Origin of the sequence: Nocardioides aquaticus (assembly GCF_018459925.1) — a bacterium.
Taxonomy (GTDB): Bacteria; Actinomycetota; Actinomycetes; order Propionibacteriales; family Nocardioidaceae; genus Nocardioides; species Nocardioides aquaticus.
The window spans coordinates 3,178,064-3,191,611 of record NZ_CP075371.1 but is presented as its reverse complement, the minus strand read 5'-3'; the positions used below and the strand labels follow the sequence as shown (position 1 = coordinate 3,191,611).

9 protein-coding genes are annotated in these 13,548 nt (G+C 74.4%); 4 read left to right on the top strand and 5 right to left on the bottom strand.

The annotated features are described in order from the left end of the window. The first annotated feature begins 71 nt into the window (after positions 1 to 71). Entirely contained in the window at positions 72 to 2,105 is a 2,034-nt protein-coding gene (locus ENKNEFLB_RS15455; RefSeq protein ID WP_246536029.1) for a DNA gyrase/topoisomerase IV subunit B, read from the top strand. Positions 2,106 to 2,228: 123 nt separating this feature from the next. On the opposite strand, the gene ENKNEFLB_RS15450 is transcribed toward ENKNEFLB_RS15455, so the two are convergent. After that, positions 2,229 to 2,558, bottom strand: coding sequence for a nucleoside triphosphate pyrophosphohydrolase family protein (locus tag ENKNEFLB_RS15450; RefSeq protein ID WP_214056215.1), 330 nt, complete (start codon positions 2,556 to 2,558; stop codon positions 2,229 to 2,231). Positions 2,559 to 2,690: 132 nt separating this feature from the next. Between ENKNEFLB_RS15450 and ENKNEFLB_RS15445 the strand changes: the two genes are divergently transcribed. Further along, positions 2,691 to 3,197 carry a GNAT family N-acetyltransferase gene (locus ENKNEFLB_RS15445; RefSeq protein ID WP_214056214.1) on the top strand — a complete coding sequence of 169 codons (507 nt, stop codon included), beginning with the start codon at positions 2,691 to 2,693 and terminating at the stop codon, positions 3,195 to 3,197. Positions 3,198 to 3,259: 62 nt separating this feature from the next. Beyond that, positions 3,260 to 4,972 (top strand): glycoside hydrolase family 3 protein, encoded by a 1,713-nt coding sequence (locus tag ENKNEFLB_RS15440; protein ID WP_214056213.1) that lies wholly within the window; start codon positions 3,260 to 3,262, stop codon positions 4,970 to 4,972. A 75-nt stretch (positions 4,973 to 5,047) separates the two neighbouring features. Here ENKNEFLB_RS15440 and ENKNEFLB_RS15435 read toward each other — a convergent pair whose 3' ends face one another. The 4 genes from ENKNEFLB_RS15435 to ENKNEFLB_RS15420 are packed head-to-tail and all read right to left on the bottom strand — an operon-like array spanning position 5,048 to position 10,693. Continuing rightward, positions 5,048 to 5,542 (bottom strand): beta-class carbonic anhydrase, encoded by a 495-nt coding sequence (locus ENKNEFLB_RS15435; protein WP_214056212.1) that lies wholly within the window; start codon positions 5,540 to 5,542, stop codon positions 5,048 to 5,050. A gap of 36 nt (positions 5,543 to 5,578) precedes the next feature. Continuing rightward, the gene (locus tag ENKNEFLB_RS15430; RefSeq protein WP_214056211.1) at positions 5,579 to 7,357 is read right to left on the bottom strand and encodes an MFS transporter; all 1,779 of its coding nucleotides are present in this window, start codon (positions 7,355 to 7,357) and stop codon (positions 5,579 to 5,581) included. Beyond that, positions 7,354 to 8,118, bottom strand: a complete 765-nt coding sequence (locus ENKNEFLB_RS15425; RefSeq protein ID WP_214056210.1) for an LppX_LprAFG lipoprotein — start codon at positions 8,116 to 8,118, stop codon at positions 7,354 to 7,356. Before ENKNEFLB_RS15425 ends, ENKNEFLB_RS15430 begins: the two co-directional genes overlap by 4 nt. A 4-nt stretch (positions 8,119 to 8,122) precedes the next feature. Beyond that, positions 8,123 to 10,693 (bottom strand): DNA gyrase/topoisomerase IV subunit A, encoded by a 2,571-nt coding sequence (locus ENKNEFLB_RS15420; protein ID WP_214056209.1) that lies wholly within the window; start codon positions 10,691 to 10,693, stop codon positions 8,123 to 8,125. Positions 10,694 to 10,769: 76 nt separating this feature from the next. Between ENKNEFLB_RS15420 and ENKNEFLB_RS15415 the strand changes: the two genes are divergently transcribed. Continuing rightward, positions 10,770 to 13,547: a bifunctional acetate--CoA ligase family protein/GNAT family N-acetyltransferase gene (locus ENKNEFLB_RS15415; protein ID WP_214056208.1), complete on the top strand. Its 2,778-nt coding sequence runs from the start codon at positions 10,770 to 10,772 to the stop codon at positions 13,545 to 13,547. Position 13,548: the final 1 nt, after the last annotated feature.

Below are 13,548 nucleotides of genomic sequence, written 5' to 3'. Positions count from 1 at the left end.
GTAGGTTCGGGTCGTCCAGACCAGCCGCGACCCGGGAGCCTCCGATCGACAAGACGTACAACGCCGCGCACCTGCTGGTCCTCGAGGGTCTCGAGGCCGTCCGCAAGCGGCCCGGCATGTACATCGGCTCCACCGACACCCGGGGGCTGATGCACTGCCTGTGGGAGATCATCGACAACGGCGTGGACGAGGCGCTGGCCGGCGAGGCGCACCGCGTCGAGGTGACGCTGCACCCCGACGACTCCGTCGAGGTCCACGACGACGGTCGCGGCATCCCGACCGACAAGGAGCCCAAGACCGGGCTGCCCGGCGTCGAGGTGGTGGCCACCAAGCTGCACGCCGGCGGCAAGTTCGGTGGCGGGTCGTACGCCGCCACCGGCGGCCTGCACGGTGTGGGGCTGTCCGTGGTCAACGCCCTGTCCTCACGCATGGACATCGACGTCGAGCGCGCCCCCAGCCGGCAGGGGCTCAGCTTCCGCCGCGGGGTGCCGGGCGTCTTCGACGGCGACGGCGCGGCCGCGGGCTTCGAGGCCGGGTCCGGGCTGAGCCGCAAGGCCGGTCGCGTGCCCAAGGGACGCAGCGGCACCCGGATCCGGTTCTGGCCCGACCGCCAGATCTTCACCGCCGACGCCGCCTTCGAGCTGGAGGGGCTCCTCGGCCGGGCCCGGCAGACGTCCTTCATCGTCCCGGGGCTCGAGCTGGTCATCCGCGACGAGCGCGGCGACGTACCGGTGGAGGAGAGCTTCCGCCACGACGGCGGGATCGCGGAGTTCGCGGAGTTCCTGGCCCACGACGAGGCCGTGACCGACATCGTGCGCCTGCAGGGCACCGACACGTTCACCGAGACCGTGCCGATGCTCGACGAGCAGGGCCACATGACGCCGCAGGAGGTCGAGCGCGAGCTCGGCGTCGACGTGGCGGTGCGGTGGGGCACCGGGTACGAGACCGAGGTCCGCTCTTTCGTCAACGTGATCGCCACCCCCAAGGGCGGCACGCACGTCGGCGGCTTCGAGCAGGCGGTGACCAAGACCTTCAACGAGGTGATGCGCGCCACCAAGGCGCTCAAGGTCAACGACCAGGACGTGGTCAAGGACGACGTGCTCGAGGGGATGACCGCCGTGGTGACGGTGCGCCTGGCCGAGCCGCAGTTCGAGGGGCAGACCAAGGAGATCCTCGGCACGCCCGCGGCGCGCAACGTCGTACGCAAGGTGGTCGCCGCCGAGCTCAAGGACTTCCTCACCTCGACCAAGCGGGTCGAGAAGGCCCAGGCCAAGCTGGTCATGGAGAAGGTCGTGGGCGCCCAGCGCACCCGGATCGCGGCCCGTCAGCACAAGGAGACCCAGCGCCGGAAGAACGCCCTGGAGTCCTCGGCACTGCCCGCGAAGCTCTCCGACTGCCGCGACTCCGACAACGAGCGCACCGAGCTCTTCATCGTCGAGGGCGACTCCGCGCTCGGCACCGCCAAGTCCGCGCGCGACTCCTCCTTCCAGGCCCTGCTGCCGATCCGCGGCAAGATCCTCAACGTCCAGAAGGCCTCGGTCGGCGACATGCTGAAGAACACCGAGTGCTCCTCGATCATCCAGGTCGTCGGGGCGGGATCGGGGCGCACCTTCGACCTTGAGGCGTGCCGCTACGGCCGGATCATCTTCATGGCCGACGCCGACTCCGACGGCGCCCACATCCGCTGCCTGCTGGCCACGCTGTTCTTCAAGTACATGCCCGAGCTGGTCACCAGCGGCCGCGTCTACACCGCCGTCCCGCCGCTGCACCGCATCGAGCTGACCAACCCTCGCAAGGGCATGGAGAAGTACGTCTACACCTACTCCGACGACGAGCTGCAGCGGAAGCTGGCGGAGCTGAAGAAGAAGAACGTGCGCTGGAAGGACCCGGTGCAGCGCTACAAGGGGCTCGGCGAGATGGACGCCGACCAGCTGGCCGAGACCACGATGGACCCGCGCCACCGCACCCTGCGCAAGCTGACGGTCGACGACGCCGACGCGGCGGCCACGGTGTTCGAGCTGCTGATGGGCTCGGAGGTCGCGCCGCGCAAGGAGTTCATCGTCCAGGGGGCCTACGAGGTCGACGTGGAGATGCTCGACGCCTGACGGGGCGGCCCGTACGGGTCGGAGCCGGTCGGGGCGGGTCTCGGGCGCGGTCCGCGGGACGTCATACGTCCCGTGCAGACGGGTGCTCGCTCCGCATGACCTCCCGGGCCGGTCAGGCCCTGGTCAGCGGTGGTCGCCGGAGCCGCCCAGGGCGGCCCGGCGCTGACGGTCCGCCAGCTTCGCGACGTTGCGCTCCGCGACGTCGTCGAGGGAGAGCCCCAGGAAGCTGGCCAGGACGGCGGTGTACCAGAGGACGTCGCCGAGCTCGGCGGCCATGTCGTCGCGGTCGAGCCGGTCCAGGTCGCTGTCGTGGTCACGGACCAGCTTCTTGACCTTCTCGGCGACCTCGCCGGCCTCACCGACCAGGCCCAGGACGAGGTGCATGAACTCGTCGGGGGCGTCGACGTCGCGGGCGGTGCGCAGGGCGGCGCGCTGGTACTCGTTGCAGTCCATGCGACGACCGTAGGCGCTCGGCCGCCCTCGACGACCGCGAGCCGGCGCGGGCCGGTTCCCGACCGCGGGACGTCATGCGATCAGTGCAGACGGGTGCTCGCTCCGTCTGACGTCCCACGCCAGGATGGGGCGATGGACCTCGTGAGCGGACCACCGACCGAGGCGGAGGTCGCCGGCGTGTGGGCGGTGGCCCGGGACACCCTGGGCGGAGCGGACGACGAGGCTGCCTGGCGCGGGGAGGTCTGGGACCGCCACGCCGCCCGGGGCGGGTTCCGGTCGGTCCGAGCCGTCGACCACGGCGTCGTCGTGGGGTTCGCCTACGGCTACACCGGCGCCCCGGGTCAGTGGTGGAACGACGAGGTCTCGCGGGTCCTGGACCCGGCGGTGGTCGCGGACTGGGTGGGCGGGCACTTCGAGCTCGTGAGCCTGGCCGTCGGCGCGGGGCAGCGGGGGAGGGGGCTCGGACGGCGGCTGATGACCGAGCTCACGCACGACCTGCCGCACCGGCGGTGGCTGCTGATGACCACGGCGGACCCGACCGACCCGGCACGACGGCTCTACGGGTCGCTCGGGTGGGGCGTCCTCGACCCCGGTGTGGGCGAGGGGACCGTGGTGCTGGGGCGCTCGCTCCCCACGTGACGGGGCCTCCCGGGCCGGCAGCCTGGTCGGCGCGTGCCCCGACGGGTGGCAGCATGGCCCCGATGCGCACCCCCGTCCGGCTGACCGCCCTGGTCGCCTCGCTGGCGGCCGCCGCGACCCTCGCCGCCGGCTGCAGCGGCCCGACCGAGCCCGGGGGCGACGACCCGGCGGGGAAGGCCGCGCAGGCATCACAGGACGTACGCCCCACCGCCTCCGAGCGGCTCGGCCTCGAGCCCGGGTGGGGCCCGACCCGCGCCGAGCTGGACCGCGCCGCGCGGGCCGTGGGTCGGATGACGCTGCCCGAGCTCGCCGGGCAGGTGATCGTGGCCCGCTGGTCGGGCACCACCACCCCGACCGCCATGGTCGAGGACCTCGACCTCGGCGGCGTCATCATGTTCGAGGACAACGTGGTCTCGGCCGAGCAGGTCCGCCGGACCACCACGCAGCTGCAGCGGGGCGTACGCCGCCCCTGGCCGCTGCTCGTGGGCGTCGACCAGGAGGGCGGGCTGGTCGAGCGGCTCACCACCGGCGTCACCCGGTTCCCGGCGTTCATGACCGCGGGGGCGGCCGACCGGCCGCGGTTGACGCTGCAGGCGTACGCCGCCGCCGGCGCGGAGCTGCGCCGGCTCGGGTTCACCACCGACTTCGCGCCCGACGCCGACGTCACCGTCGGTCCCTCCGACCCGGTGATCGGCTCCCGCTCGGCGGGCTCCGACCCCGCGCTGGTCGCCGAGCAGACGGTGGCGGCGGCGCGCGGCTACCTCGCGGGCGGCGTGCTGCCCGTCGTCAAGCACTTCCCGGGCCACGGCTCGGTCACGACCGACAGCCACCTCGCGCTGCCGGTGCAGGGGCGCAGCCGCGCCGAGCTCCGTGACACCGACCTGGTGCCGTTCCGGTCCGCGGTGGACGCGGGCCTGCCAGCGGTGATGATCGGGCACCTGGCCGTCACCGCGGTCGACCCGGGCGTGCCGGCGACCGTCTCGCGACCCGTCGTGACCGGTCTGCTGCGCGACGGACTCGGCTTCGACGGCGTCGTGGTCAGCGACGCGCTGGAGATGGCCGCGCTGGACGGCGTGGACCGGCCCGCGGTCGGTTTCCTGCGCGCCGGCGGCGACCTGGTGCTGCTGCCCCCGGACCCGGCGGCGACGCGCGCCTCGATCCTGGCCGCCGTGCGCAGCGGGGACCTGGACCGACGCCGCCTCGAGCAGGCCGCCGCCAGGGTCGGCGCGATGCTGCTCCACCAGCAGGCCGCGGCGCCCCGCCGTGGTGGCCCGACGAGCGCAGCGGGACCGGCCCGCGCCCTGTCGGCGGCGGCCGTCACCGTCGCCACCGGCGCCTGCCGGGGTCCGCTGGTCCGCGGGCCCCTGGTGCCGATGGGGGACGCCGCCGCGGTGGGCGCCTTCCGTACGGCCGCCGTGGCCGCCGGCGTCCCGCTCGGCTCCGTGTCCCAGACGCGCCCGCCCCGCCCGACCCCGACCGGCCGCGGCCGCGCCGACGCCCGCGCGCTCGACGCGTGGCGCGCGGCGCCGCCGAGCACGGTCGTCGACGGGACGCCCGTACGCCTCGGCACGACCGCCGGGCCGGGCGCGCCCGGGGTGCTGGTCGCGACCGACTCGCCCTACCTGCTCGGGTACGCCGACGCGCCGGTCGAGGTCGCGACCTACGGCACCACGCCGGGCGCGATGACCGCGCTGCTGCGGGTGCTCACCGGTGAGGCGCGGGCGCCCGGCCGGCTCCCGGTCGCCGTCGACGGCGTCGCACGCCGCGGCTGCTAGCCCGGACCCTGTCCGGAACCGTCACCTCGAGGCGCCGCGAGCGTCATCTCGGCTGTCCGGAAGCGTCATCTCGGCTCAGAGGCGCTGGTCCAGGAGGCCGGTGTCGACGTCGTAGACGAACCCGCCGACCTGGACGGTGTCGGGGATCAGCGGGTGGGTGCGGACCTTGCGGACGTCCTCGGCCAGCGCCTCGTCCTGGTCGGCCACGACGTGGATCGGCTGCCAGGAGGCGTCGCCCCCGGCCGACTCGGCCACGCGGCGGCGCAGCTCGGCCTCGGTGTTGCTGGCCACCGCGCAGCGGGTGTGCGGGACCACGAGGACGCGCGAGACGTTCAGCAGGTGCACGCCCAGCACCAGCGCCTCGAGCGCCTGCGGGGTGACCCGGCCGCCCGGGTTGCGGAAGATCTTGGCGTCGCCGAGGCCGAGACCGACCATCTCCAGCGGCTGGATGCGGGAGTCCATGCAGGTCACGATGGCCACGCCGGCGCGGGCGACACCGTCGAACCCGGAGACGTCGTGGGCGGCGGCGTACGCCTCGTTGGCGGCGATCAGGTCGTCGAAGGAGTCCACGGGCCGCAACCTATCCCCGATGGGCGGGTGGCGTCGTCAGCCTGAGGTGAGGACCACATCGCGGGGGTCGACCTCGCGGGTGCGCGCACCGTGGAAGAGCCACAGGGCCAGCACCGCCGCGACGACGGCGCAGACCGCGGCCCCGGCGAAGACGGCCTGCTCCTGCGGGATGCTGGCCGCGGCCAGCAGGTCGGTGTAGGCCTGGCAGCGGGTGCGCCCGTCGCAGACGTCGACCGCGGCGGGCATGGGGTCGTCCTCCAGCGCGGCGTAGTAGCGACGCAGCCCGATCGCCGTCAGCGCCGAGATGCCGACCAGCATGCCGACCATCCGCGCGACGACGACCACGGCGCTGGCCAGGCCGTGCACCGCGGCGTCGGTGCTGGCCAGGACGGCGGCGTTGACCGGGGCCAGGGCCAGCCCGAACCCGAACCCGCAGGCCACCAGGACCACGTCGGAGGAGAGGCTCTCGAGGCTGTCCACGCCCCAGGTGCTCATCACCGCGAAGGCGGCTGCCGCGAGCAGCATCCCGGCGGCGGTGATCACGCCGGCCGGCAGGCGGCGCACGAGGTAGCCCCCGACGACGGCGCCGACGGGCAGCGCGACCAAGAACCGCACCAGCACCAGCGCGGCCATCAGCTGGGAGTCCTGGTAGGTCGTGGTGCGCGCGAACAGCGGGATGTCCACGACCGCCGCGATCAGGGCTGCTCCGACGAAGAGGCTGACCACCGCCGCGCCCCAGGCCGCGCGGGCCCGCAGCGCCCCCCGGGGTACCAGCGGGTCGCTGGCCCGCCGCAGGTGCACCACCAGCGCCACGGTGGCCAGGGCGGAGCCGAGGAGGTACCACCAGCCCTGCTCGGCGAAGAGCTCGATCGCGGGGTCCGCGGTCGCGAAGGCGAGGATCACCCCGCCGAGGGCGACCGCGAGGTACGTCGCGCCGACCAGGTCGGCGGCCCGGGCCGTGCGCCACCACCCGCGCAGGTCCAGCAGCGGCTGGCGCGCCACCAGGCACCACGCCACCAGCAGTGCGAGGACCACCATCGCGGCCAGGCCCACCGGCGTCAGCCAGCGACCGCCCGGCACCAGCCCGACGAAGACCTGGCCCCAGGTGAGGTCGCGCAGCAGGGCCGAGGGCCGGAGCACGACCAGCAGCGCCAGCGCGCTGGCGAGGAGCAGCAGGAGCAGCCCGACGAGGTCGGGCCGCCGTCGTCCGGGCGGCCCGGCCCGGACCGCCGGGTCGCGCCGGGCCAGGGCACGCACGGCCAGCGCCAGGACGACGCCGACCACGAGGTTGAGGACGAAGATCGCGCGCCAGTCGGCGACGGCCAGCACCACCGCGCCGAGCAGGGGACCGAGCACGGACCCGGCCTCCTGGACCGCCGAGACGATCCCGAGCGGCACCCCGCGCCGGTGGGCGGGGTAGAGGTCGGCGACCAGCGCCAGGGTGGCCGGGACCAGGCCGCCGCCGCCGAGGCCCTGCAGGAACCGGCCGACCACCATGCTGGGCATGTCGTAGGCCAGCGCGGTGACCAGCGAGCCGAGGGCGAAGACCACCAGCGAGCCCACCAGCACGGGGGTGCGTCCGCGCAGGTCGGCGATCCGGCCGATCAGGGGCAGGATCGCGACGTAGCCGAGCAGGAAGCCGGAGATGATCGGGGCGGCCCGCTGGAGCTCCTCGGCCGAGATGCCGACCGAGGCGACCATGTCGGGCAGGGCCAGCACGACGACGTAGGTGTCGGCGGCAGCGAACGCCACCGCGACGGCGGCCAGGGCCAGCAGCACCCGCGAGCGGGTCGCGACCCGCTCCGGACCGCTCACGGTGCGGTGATGTCCTGCTCGGTGCCGTAGTCGGTCAGGTCGACGGTGTAGGTCATCTCGGCGCTCGAGGGGTAGAAGACCCCGGTCAGCTCCGCTGAGCGCAGCTCGCCGTCCTCGGTGATCGTGTAGACCACGTCGAAGTCGCCCTCGGCCGAGGGGATGACGTTGGTCATCACGTCGTCGGTGACCGTGCCGGAGTACTCGGTCAGCACCTCGCTGTTGTCGGCCCCGCCCCGGACGGTCTCGCCCTCGGTGGGCTCCTCGGTCGCGGTCAGCAGGGTCGAGACGCCCAGCTCGGGGTCGATCAGCTCCGCCGGGTCGGGGGCGCCGTACTCGCCGGGGTCGATGGTCTGGAAGCCGGGCACGAGCGGCAGCTCGGCGAAGACCTCGCCGCCGACGGCGACGACGGGGACCTCGACGGAGTTGCCGGCCAGGCTGACCGCGATCTCGCCCTCGAAGGCGGGCGCCGCGGTGGCGACGCCGGTGGCGCTGGTGATCCCGGTGGTGCCGTCGGGCAGGTTGTCGGTGGTCAGCGACAGCTGGACGCCCGACGTGTCGTCGAGCGTGGTCTTGGCCAGGGCCAGGACCTCCTCGGGCGTCGCCTCCCCGTCGTCGTCGGCGTCGGCCTCGGAGTTCGAGCCGGCGCCCTGGTCGCCGGAGCATCCGGCGAGCAGGCCGACCGGGACGAGCAGGGCGGCGGCGAGGGCGGCCGAGGGCAGGGAGGACGCGCGCGGACGCGGTCGGAGGGCGCGGCGGAGCATGCGCTCAGCCTCCCACACCGTCGGTCGCCGGACCGTCCTCGGAGCCCGCGTCGGGCAGCGGGCCCGTCCCGGCCCCGAGGGCCGCGGGGGAGGCGCCCAGGGCCCCGGCGCAGGCCGCCACGGGCTGGGCCAGCGGCACCCCGGACCCGTCGCGACGACCGGTCGGGGCGGGCAGCTCGATGGGTGCGCCGCTCGCGGCCGCGGCGCGCGCCGGGGCCGGGCCGACCCAGGCCAGCAGCAGGGTGTCCTCGCCGCGCAGGAAGCGGTGGCAGCGCACCCCGCCGGTGGCGCGGCCCTTGGCGGGGTACTCGCTGAACGGGGTCAGCTTGGCTGCCCCGACCTCCGTGCCCGGCAGCGCCGTGGAGGCGCCCGAGACGGTCAGCACCTCGTGGCCGTGCGGTGCGGCGGGGTCGGTGACACCGAAGAACAGCACCCGCTCCCCGGCGCCGAGCTTGATCCCGGCGACGCCGCCGCCCGTACGGCCCTGGGGGCGCACCGCGTCGGCGCCGAAGTGCAGCAGCTGGGCGCCGCTGGAGACGAAGCACAGCTGCTCGGCGCCCGTGGTCAGCTCGACCGCGCCGACGACCTCGTCGCCGTCGGCGAGGCGGACCACCTCCCAGGCGTCGCGGTTCAGCACCTCGGGGTTGACCCGCTTGACGGTGCCGGTGCGGGTGCCGAGAGCCAGGCCGGGGCCGTCCTCGGCCAGGGAGCACAGGGCCAGGGCCCGCTCGCCGGGCTCGAGGACGAGCAGCTCGGTCAGCGGCACCCCGCCCTGGAGGTCGGGGTGGGAGTTCGACGGGGGCAGTGCCGGGAGGTCCAGCACCCCGAGCCGGTGGAGGCGGCCGGCGGAGGTGAGCACCCCGACCTCGCCGCGCGTGGTGGCGCGGACCGAGGAGACCACGACGTCGTGGGCCCGGCGGGCGTCGCTGCCGTCGGCGGCCCCGGAGACCCCGCCGCCCGCGGCGTCCGGGTCCAGCGGGGCCGTGCGGGCCAGCAGGCCGGCCGAGGACAGCAGGGCCAGGCACGGCTCGTCGGCGACCTCGAGCGCGCCGGCGGCGGCCGCGGCGGCCGGCGCCCCGGCCGACTCGAGCAGCACGGTACGACGCGGGGTGCCGTAGGTGGCCGCCACGTCGGCGAGCTCGGCCGACACCACCCCGCGCAGCAGGGCGTCGTCGGCCAGGATCGCGTCGAGCTCCTCGATCTCGCGGCGCAGCTGCTCCTGCTCCTTCTCCAGCTCGATCCGGCTGAAGCGGGTCAGCCGGCGCAGCTGCATCTCCAGGATGTAGTCGGCCTGGGCCCGCGACAGGTCGAAGACCGTGCTCAGCCGCTCGCGGGCCGCGCCGGCGTCGTCGCTGGAGCGGATCACCGCGATCACCTCGTCGATGTCCAGCAGCGCCACGAGGAGGCCGTCGACGAGGTGCAGCCGGTCGGCCTTGCGGTCGCGGCGGAACTGCGAGCGACGGCGGACGACCTCGAACCGGTGGGCCAGGAACACCTCGAGCATCTGCTTGAGGCCCAGCGTGCGCGGCTGGCCGTCGACCAGCGCCACGGCGTTGATGCCGAAGGAGTCCTCCAGCGGCGTCGACTTGTAGAGCTGCTCGAGCACGGCCTCGGGCACGAAGCCGTTCTTGACCTCGATCACCAGCCGCAGGCCGTGCTCGCGGTCGGTGAGGTCCTTGATGTCGGCGATGCCCTGCAGCTTCTTGCCCTGCACCAGGGTCTTGATCCGCTCGACGACCTTCTCGGTGCCCACGCCGTACGGCAGCTCGGTCACCACGATGCCCTTGCGCCGCCCGACCGGCTCCACGCGGGCGGTCGCGCGCATCTTGAACGACCCGCGCCCGGTCTCGTAGGCGTCGCGGATCCCGGCCAGGCCGACGATCTTGCCGCCGGTGGGCAGGTCGGGCCCGGGCACGAACCGCATCAGGTCCTCGGTGCCGGCCGCTGGGTGGGTGATCAGGTGGCGCAGCGCCTGGACGACCTCGACCAGGTTGTGGGGGGCCATGTTGGTGGCCATCCCGACCGCGATGCCGGTGGTGCCGTTGACGACGAGGTTCGGGATGGCGGCCGGCAGCACCGACGGCTCGAGCTCGCGGCTGTCGTAGTTGGGCCGGAAGTCGACGGTGTCCTCGTCGATTGAGGCCGTCATCGCCACCGCGGGCGCATCCATCCGGCACTCGGTGTAGCGCATGGCGGCCGGCGAGTCGTCCGGCGAGCCGAAGTTGCCGTGCCCGTCGACCATCGGCAGCCGCATCGACCACGGCTGGGCGGTGCGCACGAGGGCGTCGTAGATCGCGGTGTCGCCGTGCGGGTGCAGCCGGCCCATCACCTCGCCGACCACGCGGGCGCACTTCACGTGGCCCCGCTCGGGGGTCAGGTTCATCTGCTGCATCGTGTAGAGGATCCGGCGCTGCACCGGCTTCAGGCCGTCCCGGGCGTCGGGCAGCGCCCGGGAGTAGATGACGGAGTAGGCGTACTCCAGGAACGAGGTGCGCATCTCCTCACCGACGTCGATGTCGAGGACGTGCTCCTCGACCTCGTCGGGCGGGGGAGGGGTGGGGGTGCGCCGGGCCATGGGGCGCATCATCCCCTTTCCGCCCCGTGCGCCGAGGAGGGGGCACGCCGTCCCGCCCGCCCGGTAGGTTGCCCGTGTGACGACCGCTCCCGGTTCCGAGCAGTCCGCGTCGGACCGGACCCCCTCCACCGCTGCCCCGACCGACACGACCGCCCCCGCCCCCACCCCCGCCCCCCTGCACTGGGAGGCCGACGTGCTGCTGCGCGACGGCCGGACCGCCCACGTGCGCCCGATCGTGCCCGAGGACGCCGAGCTCCTGGTCTCCTTCTACGCCCGCGTCTCCGACCGGTCGAAGTACTACCGCTTCTTCAGCCCGATGCCGACGCTGAGCGCGCGCGACGTGCGGCGCTTCACCGAGGTCGACCACGTCAGCCGGGTGGCGCTGGTGATGCTGCTGCAGGGCCAGATGATCGCCGTCGGACGCTTCGAGGGCCTCGGCGACGGCGAGGCCGAGGTGGCCTTCCTGGTCGAGGACCGCCACCAGGGCCGCGGCATCGCCCAGCTGCTGCTGGAGCACCTCGCCGCCGCCGGCCGCGAGCGCGGGCTGGAGCGGTTCACCGCCGAGGTGCTCCCCGACAACCACCGGATGATCCAGACCATCCGCGACGCGGGCTACCGGGTGGCCAGCGGCTACGAGGACGGCGTGCTGACCCTGGAGTTCCCGATCGACGCCACCGACACCGCGATCGGGGTGATGCGCGGGCGCGAGCAGCGCGCGGAGGCCGCCTCGATCGAGCGGTTCTTCAACCCGCGCTCGGTCGCGGTGATCGGGGCCTCGCGCCGCCAGGACACCATCGGCCAGCAGCTGGTGCGCAACCTGGTCACCGGCGACTTCACCGGCCGGGTCTACGTGGTCAACCCCAGCGCCGGTGCCGTCTCGGGGCTGCCGGCCTACCAGAGCGTCGGCGACATCCCCGACGAGGTCGACGTGGCCATCGTCGCGGTCCCGGCCGAGGCCGTGACCGACGTGGTCCTCGACTGCGCGGCCAAGGGCGTGCACGGGCTGGTGGTGATCTCCTCGGGGTTCGCCGAGACCGGCGAGGAGGGCCGGCAGCGCCAGCGGCACCTGGTCGGGCTGTCGCGGTCCTACGGCCTGCGGCTGATCGGCCCGAACTGCCTGGGCATCATCAACACCGACCCGGCCGTCTCGGTCAACGCCTCGCTGTCCTCGGTGATGCCCCCGCGCGGGCGGGCCGGGTTCTTCTGCCAGTCCGGCGCGCTCGGCTCGGCGATCCTGGAGAAGGTGCAGAACCGCGGGCTCGGCCTGTCGACCTTCGTCAGCGCCGGCAACCGCGCCGACGTGTCCGGCAACGACCTCCTGCAGTACTGGGAGGAGGACGACTCCACCGAGGTCGTGCTGCTCTACCTGGAGTCCATCGGCAACCCGCGCAAGTTCTCCCGGATCGCGCGACGGGTCTCGTTGCGCAAGCCGATCGTGGCGGTGCGCTCCGGTCGGAGCACCCAGGGCGTCCCGATGGGCCACACGGTGCGCCGGATCGGCGCCCCGCCGCAGGCCGTGGACGCGATGTTCCGGCAGGCCGGGGTGATCCAGGTCGACACCCTGGAGGAGATGTTCGACGTCGCCCAGCTGCTGGCCCACCAGCCGCTCCCGCGGGGCCGCCGGGTCGCGATCGTCGGCAACTCCGACGCCCTGGGCCTCCTCGCGGCCGACGCGGCCGCACCGGTCGGGCTCGAGGTCACCCGGGCCGTCGCGCTGGGCGCCGACGCCGGGGCCGAGGACTTCGAGGACGCCATCGACGCCGCCATCGACGACCCCGAGGTCGACGCGGTGATGGCGGTCTACATCCCGCCGCTGAACGTCTCCGGCGAGGACGTGGCCAACGTGCTGGCCGCCGTGGGCGAGCAGTCCGACAAGCCCCTGGTCTCCACCTTCCTGGGCGCCGAGGGCGTGCCCGAGCTGCTCCGCGTGCCCGACGTGGCCGGCTCCACCGCCGGTCGCGGGTCGGTGCCGTCCTACCCGGCGGTCGAGTCGGCGGTACGCGCCCTGGCGCGGGTGGTGGACTACGCGGTCTGGCTGCGCACCCCCGACGGGCCGCCGCCGGACCCCGCGCAGAGCGACGAGCCGGCCGCCCGGGCCGTCGTGCGGCGCGCGCTGCAGGCCGACCCCGACGGGGTCAACCTCGGCGAGGACGCCCTGCGCGAGCTCCTCGCCGCCTACGGCATCGACCTGTGGCCCGTGCGCCGGGTCGCCACGCTCGACGAGGCGCGCGACGCCGCGCAGGACCTCGGCTGGGCCGCCGGCCACGACGTCGTGCTGAAGGCGACCGCGGAGCCGCTGCGCGAGCGGCCCGACCTGGCCCACGTGTGGCGCAACATCGCCGACGCCGACGAGATGGCCACCGCGTGGGGCTCGCTGGCGCACTCGGTGAACTCCGTGGCCGAGCCGGACTTCGTGGTCCAGCGCACCGCCCAGCCCGGCGTGCCGGTCTCGATCCGCAGCATCGAGGACCCGCTCTTCGGGCCGGTGGTCTCGTTCGGGATCGCCGGGCCCGTCATCGAGCTGCTGTCCGACCTGTCCTACCGGATCCCGCCGCTGGGCGAGCGGGACGCGCGGGCGATGGTGCGGGAGGTGAAGAGCTCCCCGATGCTGTTCGGCTACCGCGGCGCGGAGGCCGTCGACGTGGCGCTGATCGAGCAGCTGATCGGCCAGGTCTCCCAGCTGCAACTGGACTTCCCCGAGGTGGCCTCCCTCGAGCTCGGCCTGGTGGTCGTCGGTGCCGACCACCTCTCGGTGCTGACCGCCACGGCGCGCGTCCAGCGCGTGGCCACGCCCCGCTCGGACCTCTACGCCCGACGGATGCCCGACCTGCCCGGCGACACCGGCCAGTCCTGAG

Coding starts and splice junctions, on each gene's coding strand:
- ENKNEFLB_RS15420 (WP_214056209.1), bottom strand. CDS start 10,693: ATGGCCCGGCGCACCCCCACCCCTCCCCCGCCCGACGAGGTCGAGGAG.
- ENKNEFLB_RS15425 (WP_214056210.1), bottom strand. CDS start 8,118: ATGCTCCGCCGCGCCCTCCGACCGCGTCCGCGCGCGTCCTCCCTGCCC.
- ENKNEFLB_RS15450 (WP_214056215.1), bottom strand. CDS start 2,558: ATGGACTGCAACGAGTACCAGCGCGCCGCCCTGCGCACCGCCCGCGAC.
- ENKNEFLB_RS15445 (WP_214056214.1), top strand. CDS start 2,691: ATGGACCTCGTGAGCGGACCACCGACCGAGGCGGAGGTCGCCGGCGTG.
- ENKNEFLB_RS15440 (WP_214056213.1), top strand. CDS start 3,260: ATGCGCACCCCCGTCCGGCTGACCGCCCTGGTCGCCTCGCTGGCGGCC.